Source organism: Thauera sp. GDN1 (assembly GCF_029223545.1).
Classification (GTDB): Bacteria; Pseudomonadota; Gammaproteobacteria; order Burkholderiales; family Rhodocyclaceae; genus Thauera.
Window position 1 is genome coordinate 1,528,461 of the sequence record NZ_CP097870.1, and the last position, 16,161, is coordinate 1,544,621.

Below are 16,161 nucleotides of genomic sequence, written 5' to 3' on the forward strand. Positions count from 1 at the left end.
GGCGCAGGCCGCGCGCGCCCGGGTCAGGCCGGTTCGCGTCGGCGCTGGGCGCGTTCGATGCGCCTGGCCTCGTCGCGGCTGTCGTTGAGCACCTCCTGCACGTAATCGAGGTGCTCGGAGGCGTGCCGGCGGGCGTCGTCGGCGCGTCCGCCGACGATCGCGTCGTAGAGCGCCTGGTGCTGCGCCAGCAACTTGTCGCGCACGCTGCTGCCGAGCGGAAGCATGCCGCCGATGTTGGTCACCACGTTGTGTTCGAGCAGCTCGAACAGGCTGCGGATGGTGTGCAGCAGCACCGCGTTGTGGCTGGCCTCGGCGATCGCGAGGTGGAACATGGCGTCGACGCGGCCTTCTTCGGCGCGGCTGATCCGGCCCTGCTGCAGATAGCAGTCCTGCACGCGCTCGAAGGCCGCCTTCAGGCGCGCGCGGTCGGGTTCGGTGGCGCGCAGCGCGGCGTAATAGGCGCAGGCGCCTTCCAGCGTGTGGCGGAACTCGATCAGGTCGCGCTGGGCCTCGGGACGATGCTCGAGCAGGTCCAGCATCGGGTCGCGGAACGAGGCGCCGAGGGCGGCGTTGACGAAGGTGCCGCCGCCATGGCGGCTGACCAGCAGGCCGCGCGCGACCAGCTTCTGGATCGCCTCGCGCACCGACGGCCGCGACACGCCGAACTCGTCGGCCAGGGCGCGCTCGGCCGGCAGGCGCTCGCCCGGTTGCAGGCTGCCCTCGAGGATCAGCGTCTCGATGCGCTCGACGATGCTGTCGGACAGGCGGCGCGGCTGCAGCGGCGTGGGTTTCATGCGAGGGGCGTCCTTCTTCATCGTGGTACGAACTCAGGGGGGCGAATCTAGCCCGCTCGGGCGTGCGGAACAAGTCCGCGGCGCACCTCGGCGGCGATCGGCCATGTGCGGTTATGGTCTCATCGATGAATCTGATTCTTTTCATTGACAGGCCGTTTTGCCTCCCCTAGTCTAGTGCAGAAATTGGTTAAGTGGTAAGACCAATTATGTGCGAAATCCGGGTTGATCCCGATCCAATGGGGGAGTGGTGATGAAGAGTGTTGTCTGCCTGACCGTGCGCGACGCGCGTGCGGCGAACCGAGCGGGGGCATAAGCGATGCAGCCGGGTATGCTTGCCTTCCTCGCGTTCTCTCCGATCCTGCTTGCGGCGGTGCTGCTGGTGGGCCTGCGCTGGCCCGCCAAGCGCGCGATGCCGGTCGTCTATTTCCTCACCGCCGGCATCGGCCTGTGGGTGTGGGACATGAGCCTGAACCGCGTGCTCGCCTCGACCCTGCAGGGGCTGGTGATCACGATCGGGGTGCTGTGGATCATCTTCGGCGCCATCCTGCTGCTGAACACGCTGAAGTACTCGGGCGGCATCACCGCCATCCGCGCCGGCTTCGCCACGATCAGCCCCGACCGCCGCATCCAGGCCATCATCATCGCCTGGCTGTTCGGCTGCTTCATCGAGGGCGCCTCGGGCTTCGGCACGCCGGCGGCGATCGCCGCGCCGCTGCTGGTGGCGATCGGCTTCCCGGCGCTGGCCGCGGTGCTGCTCGGCATGCTGGTGCAGAGCACGCCGGTATCCTTTGGCGCGGTCGGCACGCCCATCATCATCGGCGTCAATAGCGGCCTGGATACCGCCACGATCGGCGCCCAGCTGGCCGCCAATGGCTCGAGCTGGGAAGCCTTCCTGCAGCTCATCACCAGCAACGTGGCGATGATCCACGCCATGGTCGGCACCGTGATGCCGCTGATCATGGTGATGCTGCTGACCCGCTTCTTCGGCAAGGACAAGAGCTGGAAGGCCGGTCTCGAAGTGCTGCCGTTCGCGATCTTCTCCGGGTTGGCCTTCACCGTGCCCTACGCCTTCACCGGCGTGTTCCTCGGACCCGAGTTTCCGTCGCTGCTCGGTGGCCTGGTCGGCCTGGCGATCGTGACCTCGGCGGCGCGCGTCGGCTTCCTGGTGCCGACGAAGACCTGGGACTTCGCCGATCCTAAGGAGTGGCCGAGCGAGTGGATGGGCAGCATCGAGATGAAGCTCGACCAGCTGCCGCACCACCAGCCGATCAGCATCCTCCGCGCCTGGCTGCCCTACGTGCTGGTGGGTGCGCTGCTGGTGCTGAGTCGCGTGTTCCCCGAGATCGGCGGAGCGATGAAGTCGGTGGTGATCGTGTTCGCCGACATCCTCGGCGAGAAGGGCATCAAGGCCGACTTCCAGCCGCTCTACCTGCCCGGCGGCATCCTGGTCGCGGTGGTGCTGATCACCGTGTTCCTGCACGGCATGCATGCCCGCTCGCTGGTCAAGGCGGTGGGCGAGTCCTCGCGCGTGCTGCTCGGCGCCGGCTTCGTGCTCCTCTTCACCGTGCCGATGGTGCGCATCCTGATCAACTCCGGCGTCAACGCCGCCGACCTGCCGAGCATGCCGATCGCGATGGCCAAGTGGGTGGCCGACAGCGTGGGCAACGTCTATCCGCTGCTGGCGCCTTCGGTGGGTGCGCTCGGTGCCTTCATCGCCGGCTCGAACACGGTCAGCAACATGATGCTGAGCCAGTTCCAGTTCGGCGTCGCGACCTCGCTCGGGATCTCGGGCGCGCTGGTCGTTGCGATTCAGGCGATCGGTGCGGCCGCCGGCAACATGGTGGCGATCCACAACGTGGTCGCCGCATCGGCGACCGTGGGCCTGCTCGGCCGCGAAGGCGCGATCCTGCGCAAGACCTTCTGGCCGACGGTGTACTACGTGCTGATGACCGGCACGATCGCGATGATCGCCATCTACGTGCTCGGCGTCAGCGACCCGCTGCTCGCCGCGGCGAACTGAGAGCCGGGCGGGAGGCGCAGTCCCTCCCGCCCGCGCGCATTTTGCGGCAGCCGCGCTCATCCCGCGGCTGCCGCACATTCAAGAACATCGAAATACGGAGTCGAAGCGAATGAGCCACCTGCCATCCGCACCCGCCAATGCGACGCGCGTCGCACCGCCGCTCGAGTCCGGGCGCGCCTATCCCGCCAAGCCCGCCGACGTGTATCTGTTCGGGACCTGCGTGGTCGATGTCTTCTTCCCCGGCGCCGGCATGGACGCGATCCGCCTGCTCGAGCGCGAGGGCGTCAGGGTGCATTTCCCGCAGGCGCAGAGCTGCTGCGGCCAGCCGGCCTACACTTCCGGCTATACCGACGAGGCGCGCGAGGTCGCGCGTGCGCAGCTGGCGCTGTTCGCCGGCGAATGGCCGGTGGTGGTGCCGTCCGGCTCCTGTGCGGGCATGTTCCGCCATCACTACTTCGAGCTGTTCAAGGACGAGCCGGAAACGCTCGAGCAGGTCGAGTCGCTGGCCGAGCGCACCTTCGAGCTGGCCGAGTTCCTGCTCGAAGTGTGCAAGGTTCGTCTCGAGGATGGCGGCGCGCCGGTGAAGGTCGCGCTGCATACCTCCTGTTCGGCCCGTCGCGAGATGAACACCCATCTCCACGGTCGTGCGCTGCTCGCGCAGCTGGCGGGGGTGGAGCGCGTCGATCACGACCACGAGAGCGAGTGCTGCGGCTTCGGCGGCAGCTTCAGCGTGCGCATGCCCGACATCTCGGGCGCGATGGTCAGGGACAAGACCGCGGCGCTCAAGGGCTCGGGCGCGGCCGAGGTGGTCAGCGCCGACTGCGGCTGCCTGCTCAACATCAACGGCTGCTTCGAGAAGCAGGGCGACGCGCTGCGCGGCGAGCACCTGGCCAGCTTCCTGCTGCGCCGGACCTCGTCCGCCGCCCAGGGAGGTACCAAATGAGCAATCCGGCACAAACCCCCGCGCAGCCGATCACGTTCAAGCGCAACGCGCGCGAGGCGCTCGCCGATCCGCAGCTGCGGCGCAACTTCCGCGGCGCGATGGACTTCCTGATGGACAAGCGCCGCAGCCAGTTTCCCGACGGCGACGAGCTCGAGCGCCTGCGCGCCTTCGGCAACCGGGTGCGGGCGCGGGCGCTGTCCAAGCTGCCCGAGCTGCTCGAACGCCTCGACGCCAACCTGAGCCGCAACGGCGTCAGGGTGCACTGGGCGGAGACGGTCGAGGAGGCCAACGCCATCGTGCATGGCATCGTCGAGCGCCACGCGGCGAAGAAGATCATCAAGGGCAAGTCGATGGTGTCCGAGGAAATGGAGATGAACCATTACCTCGGCGATCGCGGCGTGGACTGCCTCGAATCCGACATGGGCGAATTCATCGTCCAGCTGCGCGAGGAGAAGCCCGCCCACATCATCATGCCGGCGATCCACCTCAATGCCGGCCAGGTCGCCCAGCTGTTCCACGACAAGCTCGACGTCGATTACACCGAGGACGTCGATCGCCTGATCCAGATCGGCCGCGAGACCCTGCGCCGCAAGTTCTTCGAGGCCGACATCGGCGTCTCCGGCGTGAACTTCGCGATCGCCGAGACCGGCACCCTGCTGCTGGTCGAGAACGAGGGCAACGGCCGCATGTCGACCACGGTGCCCCCGGTGCATATCGCGGTGACCGGCATCGAGAAGGTGGTCGAGAACCTGCGCGACGTGATCCCGCTGCTGTCGTTGCTGACGCGCTCGGCGACCGGCCAGGCGATCACCACCTACGTGAACATGATCTCCAGCCCGCGCAAGGCGGACGAACTCGACGGCCCGCAGGAAGTGCATCTCGTGCTGCTCGACAATGGCCGCAGCCAGGCCTTCGCCGACGGCGAACTGCGCCAGACGCTGAACTGCATCCGCTGCGGGGCGTGCATGAACCACTGCCCGGTCTACACCCGCATCGGCGGCCACGCCTATGGCACGGTCTACCCGGGGCCGATCGGCAAGATCATCACCCCGCACATGCTGGGGCTGGAGACCACCCGCGACCTGCCCACGGCGTCGTCGATGTGCGGCGCCTGCGGCGAGGTGTGCCCGGTGAAGATCCCCATCCCGTCGCTGCTGCGCCGCTTGCGCGAGGAGGCGGTGCGCCCGCCCGCGGCCGAGCCTCATCACATGCGCGGCCAGGGCGCGAAGTACTCGAAGAAGGAAACGATGATCTGGAAGGCGTGGCGCAAGCTCAACACCTCGCCCGGGCTGTATCGCGCGGCGATGTACGCCGGTACCCGCCTGCGCGGCCTGATGCCCGCGAACATCGGCCCGTGGACCGAACACCGCAGCGCGCCGAAACCCGCCGCGCGCACGCTGCACGAGCTCGCCCGCGAGCATCTCGGCGATCAATGAGCGACCAATGAGCGAAATGAGCGAAATGAGGAGCGAACACCGGATGAACGCGAAAGAACGAATCCTCGGCAAGCTGCGCGCCAGCCTGCAGGGCACGACGCCGGTCGCCGACGACTACGACGTCGGCCTGCTGACCGAGCCGTGGCGCTACGGCGACGAGACGCGCATCGCACGCCTGCGCCAGATGCTGGAGGCGGTGCACGGCGAGACGCTGCTCACCACCAGCGCCGAGTGGCCGGCGCGCGTGGTCGAGGCGCTGTCGGCGCGCAACATCGACGAACTGCTGATCTCGCCAGCGACCGCGCACGGCCAGCAGTTCGCCGGCCATCTCGCGCTGACCGGCAGCGCGCTGCGGCTGAAGGCCTACGACCGCCCGGTGGAGGCGTGGAAGGACGAGCTCTTCTTCCACACCCCGGCGAGCCTCACCGGCACGCTGGGCGGCATCGCCGCCACCGGCAGCCTGGTGCTGTGGCCCACGCCGCAGGAGCCGCGGCTGATGAGCCTGGTGCCGCCCTTCCACATCGCGCTGCTGAAGGCGAGCGAGGTCCGCGACAACTTCCACGAGTTCATGCACGAGCACCGATGGGCCGCCGGCCTGCCGACCAACGCGCTGCTGGTGTCGGGACCATCGAAGACGGCGGACATCCAGCAGACGCTGGCCTACGGCGCCCACGGGCCGAAGGAACTGCTGGTGCTGATCCTCGAGGACGCCTGACGCGTACCGGCCGGCGCCAGACGCCGGCAGAAAGGTCAACGCCGCCGCCGGCAAGCGCCCCGTCCATGCGGGGGCTTGCCGGCGGCGGCGTTTTCGGGGCGACGGGCGCGCGCCGTCCCGCGGCCGGGATCAGGCTTCCCGGCGAGTGTGAATCATGTAATTGACGTCGGTATCGCGGCCGAGGCTGTAGATGCGGCTCAGCGGGTTGTAGCTCAGGCCGACGATGTCCTGGATGTCGAGCCGCGCGTTGCGGCAGAAGCGCGTCAGCTCGGAAGGCTTGATGAACTTTGCGTACTCGTGCGTCCCCGCCGGCAGCAGCTTGAGCAGGTATTCGGCGCCGATGATCGCGAACAGGTAGGACTTGGGGTTGCGGTTCAGCGTTGACAGGAAGACGTGGCCGCCGGGCTTGACCAGGCGGGCGCAGGCCGCCACCGTGCTCGCCGGGTCCGGCACGTGCTCGAGCATCTCCATGCAGGTCACGACGTCGAAGGCTGCCGGCGACTCCTCGGCGAGGGCCTCGGCGCTGACCAGGCGGTAATCCACCTTGTGGCCGCTCTCGAACAGGTGCAGGCGGGCGACGCTGAGCGCCTTCTCCGACAGGTCGATGCCGGTGACGTCGGCGCCGAGCGCAGCCATGCCCTCGGCGAGGATGCCGCCGCCGCAGCCGACGTCGAGCACCTTCTTGCCGGCGAGCGCGGCCTTGCCGTCGATCCAGCCCAGGCGCAGCGGGTTGATCTCGTGCAGGGGTTTGAATTCGGAGGCGGGGTCCCACCAGCGGTGGGCGAGGTTGCTGAACTTCTGCAGTTCGGCGGGATCGGCATTGAGCGTATTCATGACTGGAAGGATAGCGCTAGCGCGCCCTCGCTGGAATTCGGGCATTGCATCTGCCCGGCAGAAATGAAAAAGCCCCGCCGAGGCAGGGCTTTTGGTGGAACGGATCCGGAATTACTTGGAGCCGATGACTTCCACTTCGACGCGACGGTCCGGCTGCAGGCAGGAGATCTGCGCGGCGCGGCCACGGACGTTGTCGCACTTGTTGCCGGTGACCGGCTGGGTTTCGCCCTTGCCTTCGGTGTAGACGCGGTTGGCATCGACGCCCTGCGAGACCAGGTAGGTCTTGACCGCAGCGGCGCGGCGCTCGGACAGACGCTGGTTGTAGGCGGTCGAGCCGATGCGGTCGGTGTGGCCGACGGCGAGGATCACTTCCAGCTTCAGCGACTTGGCCTTGGCAGCCAGTTCGTTCAGCTTGGTCTTGCCTTCCGGCTTCAGGACGGCCTTGTCGAAGTCGAACAGGGCGTCGGCGGAGAGCTTGACCTTGTCGGCGGTGGGCTTCGGAGCCGGAGCAGCGGCGGCGACAGGCTTGGTGCACTTGTCGGCCGGGACGATGTCGGAGTCGCAAGCGCAACCGACCGGGAACTCGCCAGCCATGGCGGTCGAGGCGGCAGCCGGGCTCCAGTAGCCGGTGCGCCAGCACAGGCCGGTACCGCTGCGGGCAACGACGTTGCGGGCGTCGATCACGTACGGGATTTCACCCTGGCCAGCAACGACGACGTCGTTGACCTGCGCGAAAGCGCTGGGGGCGGACAGGCCGATCGAGGCGATGGCGGCCAGCATGAGCATCTGCTTCTTGGTTTGTTTGATCATGGTTTCCTCTTTGAAGGGCGAGTCGCCGGAATTGCCACTGAACGAAATGAAGACACGCAGGATCGCTGCCTTCGCATCGGATTGCACCAGTATATCCAGTTCAATTACGGAGCCTAGTTTGCCACACCGACGCGAGCCGCAGCAATTCGCTGTCGTTAATATGCAACAGCGGGATGCCTTTGTCCACGCGGGTTTCTCCGTTTACCCACACGTGCGACACGTGCTCGCGCCCGGCGACGTGGACGACATGCGACACCGGATCGAAACAGGGCTGGCAGTCGAGCGCGCCGAGGTCGACCGCGCACAGGTCGGCGAGCTTGCCGCGCTCGATCGAGCCGATGCGGTCGTCCATCCCGAGCGCGCGCGCGCCGTCCAGGGTCGCCATGCGCAGCGCGGCATGGACCGGCAGCGCGCTGGCGTCGCCGCTGCCGACCTTGGCGAGCAGCGCGGCGTGGCGCATCTCCTGCATCAGGTCGAGGCGGTTGTTGCTCGCCGCGCCGTCGGTGCCGAGACCGACGCGCACGCCGGCGGCCTGCAGCTTCGGTACCGGGGCGATGCCGCTGGCGAGCTTCATGTTGGAGGTCGGGCAGTGCGCGACGCTGCAGGCGTGGCGGGCGAGCAGTTCCACGTCGTCGTCGTCGAGGTGCACGGCGTGCACCCCGATCAGATTCTCGCCGAGCACGCCGAGGCTCGCCAGCCTGGAGAGCGGACGCTTGCCGTGTGCCGCCACCGATTCGGCGATCTCGTGCGCGGTCTCGTGCACATGGATATGGATGGGCAGCGAGAGCTCGTCCGCGATCGCCAGCGCGCGCCCGAAGCTCGCATCGGAAACGGTGTAGGGGGCGTGCGGCGCGATCGAGAAACCGATCAGCGGATGTCCCTGCCACCTGTCCCGCGCGGCCAGGCCCTTGCGCAGGTAGTCGTCGGCGTCGCTGGCGAAGGGTGTGGGGAACTCCAGCATCACCAGCCCGACGACCGCGCGCATGCCCATCTCGGCGAAGGCTTCGGCGGCGGCCTCGGGGTGGAAGTACATGTCGTTGCAGGTGGTGACGCCGCCGCGCAGCATCTCGGCGGCGGCGAGCCGCGTGCCGTCGCGCACGAAGGCCGCGGACACGTGGCGCGCCTCGGTGGGCCAGATCGCTTCCTGCAGCCAGCGCATCAGCGGCATGTCGTCGGCGATGCCGCGCATCAGGTTCATCGCGGCGTGCACATGCAGGTTCACCATGCCCGGCATCAGCAGGTGGCTGGGCAGGTCGACGGTGCGGGCTGCGGCGTAGCGCGCACCGGCCTGCGCGTACGGCAGCACGTCGACGATGCGGCCGTCGCGGACGGCGACCGCGTGGTGCTCGAGCACGAGCCCGGCGGGCTCGACCGGAACGATCCAGCGCGCGCGGATGACGAGGTCGACGGTTTCACTCAAGAGGCGTTCTCCGATGGGGCGCGGGCACGCTCGCGCGCGCCGCCGGGAGCCCGATTTAAGCATGCGGGCCCGGGGCGGACAATTCGCGCCCCGACGGCGCCGCGTGGCGCTCGCCGCCGGGTGCGCGTTCGTGCAACAATCAGCGCATTCGTCAAGCATCGGCGTTGCGCGCGTCCCGGAAACGAATGAACGGAAGACCCGACCGCATCGGCAAGTACAGGATCATCAGGGAGATCGGCCGCGGGGCGACGGCGGTGGTCTATCTCGCCGAGAGTCCCGACCATCCCGAGCCGGTGGCGCTCAAGCACGTGCGCTTCGACGACCGTGCCCGCGACGAGGCGAAGTGGAACCGGCGCGTGATCAAGCTGCTGAAGGCCGAGCAGGTGGTGTCGGGGCGCCTCGATCACCCCAACATCATCCGCATCCTCGACGCCAGCATCCAGCCCGAGCAGGCCTACGTGGTCATGGAGTACTTTCCCGGCGGCTCGCTGGAGCGCTACTGCAGCTTCGAGCATCTGCTGCCGGTGCATCGCACGATCGGTATCGTCTTCAAGTGCTGCATGGCGCTCGATCATGCCTTCCGCCAGGGCATCGTCCATCGCGACATCAAGCCGGCAAACATCCTCGTCGATGACGAGGACAACGTGAAGATCACCGACTTCGGCCTCGCGCTCAACATCAGCAAGAAGATGGACACCGACTCCACCTTCATCATGGGCGTGGGCTCGCCGGCCTACATGAGTCCGGAGCAGATCAAGGGCTATCCGCTCAACCAGAAGACCGACCTGTACTCGCTGGGCGTGCTGCTCTTCCACATGCTCACCGGCCGCCTGCCGTTCCGCGCCAGCAATCCGGCGCAGCTGATGTACAAGATCATCAACGCCGATCCGCCCTCGGTGTCGCAGCTCAATCCCGACGTGCCCGAGCAGATGGACGCGGTGATCCGCAAGGCGCTGGAGAAGGATCTCTATTCGCGCTACCGCAACGGTGCCGAGTTCGCCAAGGATCTCGCCGCGGTGCGCTACCAGATCCTCGACGAGCACTACGTGCCGCCGGACGCCGCGCGCTTCGCCAAGCTGCGGCGCCTGGCCTTCTTCACCGAGTTCGAGGACGTCGACCTGTGGGAGGTCATGCGCATCTGTGCGTGGCGCAACGTCGACAGCGAGGTGGCGCTGATGCGCGAGGGCGACATCGATCAGCGCTTCGGCATCGTGCTCGAGGGGCGGGTGGAGATCTCCTGCGAGGGGCGGCGGGTCATGGAGCTCGGGCCCGGCGAGGTGTTCGGCGTGCAGGCCTGGCTCGACCACATCGACCACAGGCACATGGTGACGGTGGTGTCGCTCGAGCCGCTCGGCTACCTCGAGGTCAATCCGGCCGCGCTCGCGCTCGCCAGCGAGGAAGTGCTCGAGCGCTTCCGGCGGCAGATCTCCACGGTCGTCGTGCGCCGCCTGGCGGCGATGTCGCGCCAGCTCGCCGAGCAGGGGCCGGCGGCCGTGCGCGCGCAGCAGACGGCGTCCGCCGCAATGGAGATGCAGCTGCTCGGCGACTGAGTGCCGCGGGGCACGCGGGTCGGCGAGGGCCTACTGCGTCGCCCCCAGCCTGCGGGCGCGCTCGGCGGTGGCGGCGCGGGCGGTCTCGCTCGCTGGCGCGATGTCGAGCCAGTTGCCGAGGTGGGCGCGGGCGATGTCGACCAGCGCGTTGATCCACGCGTCGCGCTCGTTCAGGCAGGGGATGTAGTGGAAGGTCTTGCCGCCCTTTTCCAGGAAGGCCTCCTTGCACTCCATCGCGATCTCCTCGAGCGTCTCCAGGCAGTCGGCGACGAAGCCGGGGCACATAACGTCCACGCGCCTGATTCCCTGTGCCGCCAGCGCTTCCAGCGTCGGCTGGGTATAGGGCTTGAGCCACTCGGCCTTGCCGAAGCGCGACTGGAAGGTCACCAGCACGCGCTCGGGCTCGATGCCCAGCCCTTCGGCCACCAGGCGGCCGGTCTTGTGGCACTCGCAGTGGTAGGGATCGCCGAGCTCGAGCGAGCGCCGCGGCACGCCGTGGAAGCTCAGCAGCAGGCGTTCGGGCTCGCCATTGACCATCCAGTGCGCGCGCACGCTCTGTACCAGTGCGGCGATGTAGCCGGGGTGGTCGTGGAAGTTGCGCACGAAGCGGATCTCGGGCTGGTTGCGCCAGTGCGCCAGGCAGCGGCCGACCTCGTCGACCACCGTCGCCGAGGTGCTCGCCGAATACTGCGGGTAGAGCGGCAGCACCAGGATGCGGGTGCAGCCGCGCGCGCGCATGGCATTGAGCACGTCGGGGATCGAGGGCGCGCCGTAGCGCATCGCGTAGTCGATGTCGAGGTCGTCGTGCCCGGCCTTGGCCAGGTAGCCGGCCAGCAGCTTGGTCTGGCGTTCGGTATGGACCTTGAGCGGCGAGCCCTCGTCCATCCACACGCTCGCGTACTTCTTGGCCGAGGCCGCGGGGCGGGTGTTGAGGATGATGCCGTTGAGGATCGGCCACCACACCAGGCGCGGGATCTCCACCACGCGCGGGTCGGACAGGAACTGCTTCAGGTAGGGGCGCAGCGCGGCCGCGGTCGGCGCCGCCGGCGTGCCGAGGTTGACCAGGAGGACGCCCGTGCGGGCAGGGCTGCCGTGCTTGAACGGCGGTTCGGTCCAGTAGCGAGACATTCGAATCCTTGTTGGGGGTGGGCGCGGCCCGCCGCTGCCCTCAGTGCCGGGAGGAGAGGGCGTTCGACAGCAGGCGCGCGGTGATGTCTACGATCGGGATCACCCGGTCGTAGGCCATGCGGGTGGGGCCGATCACGCCCAGCGAGCCGACGATCCGGCCATCGACCTCGTAGGGCGCGGTGACCACGCTGCAGCCGTCGAGCGGCGCGAGGCCCGATTCGCCGCCGATGAAGATCTGCACGCCCTCGGCCTTGTTGGAGATGTCGAGCAGTTGCATCAGCCCGGTGCGCTGCTCGAAGAGCTTGAACAGCTCGCGCAGCCGCGACATGTTGGACGACAGGTCCTCGACGTCGAGCAGGTTGGTCTCGCCCGAGATCACGTAGTGGGTCGCGGTCTCCTCGGCGGCCTGCGCACCGGCATCGACGGTGGCCGTCATCAGCTCGGTCATGTCGCTGCGCAACTGGCGCAGTTCCTCGGTGAGGCGGCGGCGGATGTCGTCGAAGGACAGGCCGGCGAAGTGCTCGTTGAGGTAGCTGGCTGCGCCGTTCAGCTCGCTCGCGCTGTAGGCGCGGCGGGTGAGCAGGATGCGGTTCTGCACGTCGCCGGCGGTGGTGACGATGATCAGCAGGATGCGGTTCTCGGCCAGGCTGATGAACTCGAACTGGCGGATGCGCACCGCGTCCTTGCGCGGCGCGACCACCACGCCGGCGAACTGGGTCAGTTCCGACAGCAGGTGCGAGGCCGAGTTGATCAGGCGCTGCGGCTGGTCCGGCATGAGCTGGCCCTGCAGCGCCTGCACGCGTGCGCTTTCCAGCGGCTGCATGGTCAGCAGCGAATCGACGAAGAAGCGGTAGCCGCGCGCGGTCGGGATGCGGCCGGCCGAGGTGTGCGGGCTCGCGATGAAGCCCATCTCCTCGAGGTCGCTCATCACGTTGCGCACCGTGGCCGGTGACAGCTCCAGGCCGGAGTAGCGCGACAGCGCGCGCGATCCGACCGGCTGGCCGTCGGCGATGTAGCGTTCGATCAGGGTCTTGAGCAGGATCTGGGAGCGGGCGTCGAGGGAATTCATGGCAGGCAGCAATATAGCCCGGATTGTAAGAAAGCGCGCCGGCGCTTGCCAGCCGTCCGGGGCCGGCGGGCACGACAAGCCGGCCGGCGATTGTGGTTAAATCGGCGCTCATGAAGACCACATTCCGCACGATCGCCCTCATCGGCAAATACCAGAGCCCCGACGTCGCCGAATCGGTGCTGTCGATCGCCCGTCATCTGCGCGACCGCAACCTGTCGGTGCTGATCGAGCAGGGCACGGCGAGCGCGATCGGCGGGGCGCACGACTTCCCGGTCGCGAGCTACGAGCACATCGGCGTCGAGGCCGACCTCGCGGTGGTGATCGGCGGCGACGGCAGCATGCTGCACACCGCGCGCAGGCTGGTGGAGCACGGGGTGCCGCTGGTCGGCGTCAACCTCGGTCGCCTCGGCTTTCTCACCGACATCTCGCGCAGCGACGCCACGGTGCGCCTGACCGAGATGCTCGACGGCGCCTACACCGAAGAGAACCGCTTCATGCTCGATGCCGAGGTGTTGCGCGGCGGCGAGCGCGTGTTTCATACCCTCGCCCTCAACGACGTGGTGGTGAACAAGGGCGATCTGGGGCGCATGATCGAATTCGAGTTGCTGATCGACGGAGAGTTCGTCTATGCGCAGCGTTCCGACGGAATGATCGTATCGACACCCACCGGTTCCACCGCCTATGCGCTGTCGGCCAACGGCCCCATCCTGCATCCGAGCGTCGGCGGCATCGCGCTCGTGCCGCTGTGTCCGCACGCGCTGACCGCGCGCCCGATCACGCTGCCGGATTCGTGCACGATCGAGATCGTGATGCTGCCGCCGCAGGATGCGCGCGTGCATTTCGACGGCCAGACGCGCTTCGACCTGCGCGCCGGCGACTGCGTGCGGCTCAAGCGCTCGCCGCGTTCGCTGCGCCTGCTGCATCCGCAGGGCTACAGCTACTTCGCGATGCTGCGCCAGAAACTGCACTGGAGCGCGACGCCGCGGGTGTGAGCGCCGGGCGATCCCGTCGCCCACGCCGTGCCCGCGCCACGCTTCCGAACCCCGTTCGTCCCCGATTCCTTCCCGATCCGTCCCCGCCATGCTCCGCAGCCTGACCATTCGTGACTTCGTTATCGTCGATCGGCTCGAACTCGAGTTCGACGCCGGCTTCGGCGTGCTCACCGGCGAGACCGGGGCCGGCAAGTCCATCCTGCTCGACGCGCTCGGGCTGGTGCTCGGCGGCCGCGGCGAGGCCGGCATGGTGCGCAGCGGACGCGAGCGCGCCGACGTCGCCGCCGAGTTCGACGTGCCGGCCGACGGCGCGCTGGCGGCCTGGCTCGCGGAGCAGGAGCTGCCGGCGGAGGAGGGCATGGTGATCCTGCGCCGCACGATCGACGCCGGCGGGCGCAGCCGGGCGTGGATCAACGGCAGCGCGGTCACCCTGGCGCAGCTGCGCAGCGCGGGCGAATGGCTCGCCGACATCCACGGCCAGCACGCCCACCACGCGCTGCTGCGCGCCGACGCGCAGCGCACGCTGGTCGACGTCCAGGCCGGTGCGGCGCCGCTCGCCGCCGAGGTCGCCCGCCTGCATCGCGAATGGCAGCGCCTGCTGCGCCTGCAGCGCGAGGCCGAGGCCGATTCGGCCAGCTCGGCGCGCGAGCGCGAGCTGCTGGCCTGGCAGCTGAAGGAGCTCGACGACCTCGGTTTCGACCCCGAGGCCTGGCAGGAGCTCAACGCCGAGCACAGCCGCCTCGCCCATGCGGCGAGCCTGATCGAAGGCGCCGACGAGACCCTGGCCGCGCTCGGCGAGGGCGACCTGGCGGTATGCACCGTGCTGCGCCATCTGGATGCGCGCATCGCGGCGCTGGCCGACTACGATCCCGGACTCGCCGACGCGCGCGAGCTGCTCGGCGCCGCCGCGATCCAGGCCGACGAGGCGCTGTACGCGCTGCGTCGCTACCGTGATCGCCTCGACCTCGATCCGCAGCGCCTGGCCGAGCTCGAGCAGCGCATCGCGACCGTCATGGACGCTGCGCGCAAGCATCGCGTCGCCCCCGAGGCCCTGCCCGAACTCCTCTGCCAGTGGCGCGAGCGCCTGGAGGCGCTGGAGGCGAGCGCCGACCCGGCCCGCCTCGCGGCCGCCGCGGCCGCCGCGGAGAAGGCCTTCGCCGGGTCGGCCGCGAAACTGTCCGCCATGCGTGCGCCGGCCGCGCGCCGGCTCTCGGAGGAGATCACCGAGGCGATGCAGACGCTGGCGATGGCCGGCGGCCGCTTCGAGGTCGCGCTCGAAGCCTGCGAGCCCTCGGCCACGGGTGTGGAAAGCGTCGAGTTCCGCGTCGCCGCCAACCCCGGCCAGCCGCTGCGCAGCCTGGCCAAGGTGGCCTCGGGCGGCGAGCTGTCGCGCATCGGCCTCGCCATCCAGGTCATGGCCAGCCGCGACACCGCGGTGCCCACGCTGGTGTTCGACGAGGTCGACGTCGGCATCGGCGGCCGGGTGGCCGAGATCGTCGGCAAGCTGCTCGCCCGCCTCGGGCGCGACCGCCAGGTGCTGTGCGTCACCCATCTGCCCCAGGTCGCTGCGTGCGCCGACTGGCAGTGGCGGATCGCCAAGCGCGAGCAGGGCGGGGAAACGGTCAGCGAGGTCACGCCGCTCGACGACGCGGCGCGCACCGAGGAGATCGCCCGCATGCTGGGCGGCGTCAACATCACCGCCACCACGCGCGAGCACGCCGCGGAGATGCTCGGTCAGCGCTGAGTCTGCAGCCCGCTGCGACTCCCCCCGGAAACTCCCCGTGGGAGCGGCGGCAGCCGCGAAGAGGTGCAGGGGGTGCAGGGCCGCGGGGGTTCGCGGCTGCCGCCGCTCCCACAGTGCCCCGCGCCGGTCATTCCCCGCTTTCGCGGTTCGGACAGTTCTCGCGGGTGCAGTCGGCGTAGATGTAGAGCGCGTGGTCGCGGATGGCGAAGCCGCGCTCCTCGGCGATCTTGTTCTGGCGGCGCTCGATCTCGGCGTCGAAGAACTCCTCGACCTTGCCGCACTGCATGCACACCAGGTGGTCGTGGTGGCCGCCCTCGTTGAGCTCGAACACCGCCTTGCCGGACTCGAAATAGTGGCGTTCGAGCAGGCCGGCCTGTTCGAACTGGGTCAGCACGCGGTAGACCGTGGCCAGGCCGATGTCCATGCCCTCGTTCATCAGCGCGCGGTAGACGTCCTCGGCGGTGAGGTGGCGCTGTTCAGAGCTCTGAAAGAGGTCGAGGATCTTCAGGCGCGGATAGGTCGCCTTGAGACCGATGCTTTTCAGGTTCTTGGAGTTGTCGGACATGGGGGCCTGGATGAGATGGAAAAACGGTCCGTCGCCGGTGCCGGCCGCGCGCGGCGGTGCTGGGGAGGCGTTGTGTCAGGCGCCCGGCGAACCCGGCCTATGTTATATTTTTTACCCCTTTCTGAGAACTGCGACCCCGTC

14 protein-coding genes are annotated in these 16,161 nt (G+C 68.7%); 7 read left to right on the forward strand and 7 right to left on the reverse strand.

The window, feature by feature from the left end; translation table 11 throughout:
- Positions 1 to 23: 23 nt before the first annotated feature.
- Positions 24 to 794, reverse strand: coding sequence for a GntR family transcriptional regulator (locus tag CKCBHOJB_RS06985; protein WP_281051260.1), 771 nt, complete (start codon positions 792 to 794; stop codon positions 24 to 26).
- A 316-nt stretch (positions 795 to 1,110) separates the two neighbouring features.
- Here CKCBHOJB_RS06985 and CKCBHOJB_RS06990 point away from each other — a divergent pair, with 316 nt between their 5' ends.
- From CKCBHOJB_RS06990 to CKCBHOJB_RS07005, 4 genes are all read left to right on the forward strand, one after another.
- Complete coding sequence (locus CKCBHOJB_RS06990) at positions 1,111 to 2,814, forward strand: L-lactate permease (RefSeq protein WP_281051261.1); 1,704 nt, start codon at positions 1,111 to 1,113, stop codon at positions 2,812 to 2,814.
- A 109-nt stretch (positions 2,815 to 2,923) separates the two neighbouring features.
- Positions 2,924 to 3,757 (forward strand): (Fe-S)-binding protein, encoded by an 834-nt coding sequence (locus CKCBHOJB_RS06995; protein ID WP_281051262.1) that lies wholly within the window; start codon positions 2,924 to 2,926, stop codon positions 3,755 to 3,757.
- Entirely contained in the window at positions 3,754 to 5,193 is a 1,440-nt protein-coding gene (locus CKCBHOJB_RS07000; RefSeq protein ID WP_281051263.1) for a LutB/LldF family L-lactate oxidation iron-sulfur protein, read from the forward strand. The genes CKCBHOJB_RS06995 and CKCBHOJB_RS07000 overlap by 4 nt, the downstream gene beginning before the upstream one ends.
- 43 nt (positions 5,194 to 5,236) lie before the next feature.
- Positions 5,237 to 5,908, forward strand: a complete 672-nt coding sequence (locus tag CKCBHOJB_RS07005) for an LUD domain-containing protein (protein WP_281051264.1) — start codon at positions 5,237 to 5,239, stop codon at positions 5,906 to 5,908.
- Positions 5,909 to 6,037: 129 nt separating this feature from the next.
- On the opposite strand, the gene ubiG is transcribed toward CKCBHOJB_RS07005, so the two are convergent.
- From ubiG to CKCBHOJB_RS07020, 3 genes are all read right to left on the reverse strand, one after another.
- The gene (gene ubiG / locus CKCBHOJB_RS07010; protein ID WP_281051265.1) at positions 6,038 to 6,742 is read right to left on the reverse strand and encodes a bifunctional 2-polyprenyl-6-hydroxyphenol methylase/3-demethylubiquinol 3-O-methyltransferase UbiG; all 705 of its coding nucleotides are present in this window, start codon (positions 6,740 to 6,742) and stop codon (positions 6,038 to 6,040) included.
- A 111-nt stretch (positions 6,743 to 6,853) separates the two neighbouring features.
- Complete coding sequence (locus CKCBHOJB_RS07015) at positions 6,854 to 7,552, reverse strand: OmpA family protein (protein ID WP_281051266.1); 699 nt, start codon at positions 7,550 to 7,552, stop codon at positions 6,854 to 6,856.
- 100 nt (positions 7,553 to 7,652) lie between these two features.
- Positions 7,653 to 8,972, reverse strand: coding sequence for a TRZ/ATZ family hydrolase (locus CKCBHOJB_RS07020; protein ID WP_281051267.1), 1,320 nt, complete (start codon positions 8,970 to 8,972; stop codon positions 7,653 to 7,655).
- A gap of 185 nt (positions 8,973 to 9,157) precedes the next feature.
- Here CKCBHOJB_RS07020 and CKCBHOJB_RS07025 point away from each other — a divergent pair, with 185 nt between their 5' ends.
- A complete protein-coding gene (locus CKCBHOJB_RS07025; protein WP_281051268.1) occupies positions 9,158 to 10,522 on the forward strand; it encodes a serine/threonine-protein kinase in 1,365 nt (454 codons plus the stop codon).
- A 30-nt stretch (positions 10,523 to 10,552) separates the two neighbouring features.
- Here the strand turns inward: CKCBHOJB_RS07025 and hemH are convergent, their stop codons facing one another.
- Together hemH and hrcA are read right to left on the reverse strand one after the other, a co-directional pair.
- Entirely contained in the window at positions 10,553 to 11,650 is a 1,098-nt protein-coding gene (gene hemH / locus CKCBHOJB_RS07030; protein ID WP_281051269.1) for a ferrochelatase, read from the reverse strand.
- 40 nt (positions 11,651 to 11,690) lie between these two features.
- On the reverse strand, positions 11,691 to 12,719 hold the full coding sequence (gene hrcA, locus CKCBHOJB_RS07035; protein WP_281051270.1) for a heat-inducible transcriptional repressor HrcA: 1,029 nt from the start codon (positions 12,717 to 12,719) through the stop codon (positions 11,691 to 11,693).
- Positions 12,720 to 12,829: 110 nt separating this feature from the next.
- Between hrcA and CKCBHOJB_RS07040 the strand changes: the two genes are divergently transcribed.
- Positions 12,830 to 13,711, forward strand: a complete 882-nt coding sequence (locus tag CKCBHOJB_RS07040) for an NAD kinase (protein WP_281051271.1) — start codon at positions 12,830 to 12,832, stop codon at positions 13,709 to 13,711.
- An 88-nt stretch (positions 13,712 to 13,799) separates the two neighbouring features.
- Positions 13,800 to 15,455, forward strand: coding sequence for a DNA repair protein RecN (gene recN / locus CKCBHOJB_RS07045; protein ID WP_281051272.1), 1,656 nt, complete (start codon positions 13,800 to 13,802; stop codon positions 15,453 to 15,455).
- A 127-nt stretch (positions 15,456 to 15,582) separates the two neighbouring features.
- Here the strand turns inward: recN and fur are convergent, their stop codons facing one another.
- The gene (gene fur / locus CKCBHOJB_RS07050) at positions 15,583 to 16,020 is read right to left on the reverse strand and encodes a ferric iron uptake transcriptional regulator (protein WP_281051273.1); all 438 of its coding nucleotides are present in this window, start codon (positions 16,018 to 16,020) and stop codon (positions 15,583 to 15,585) included.
- Positions 16,021 to 16,161 lie beyond the last annotated feature (141 nt).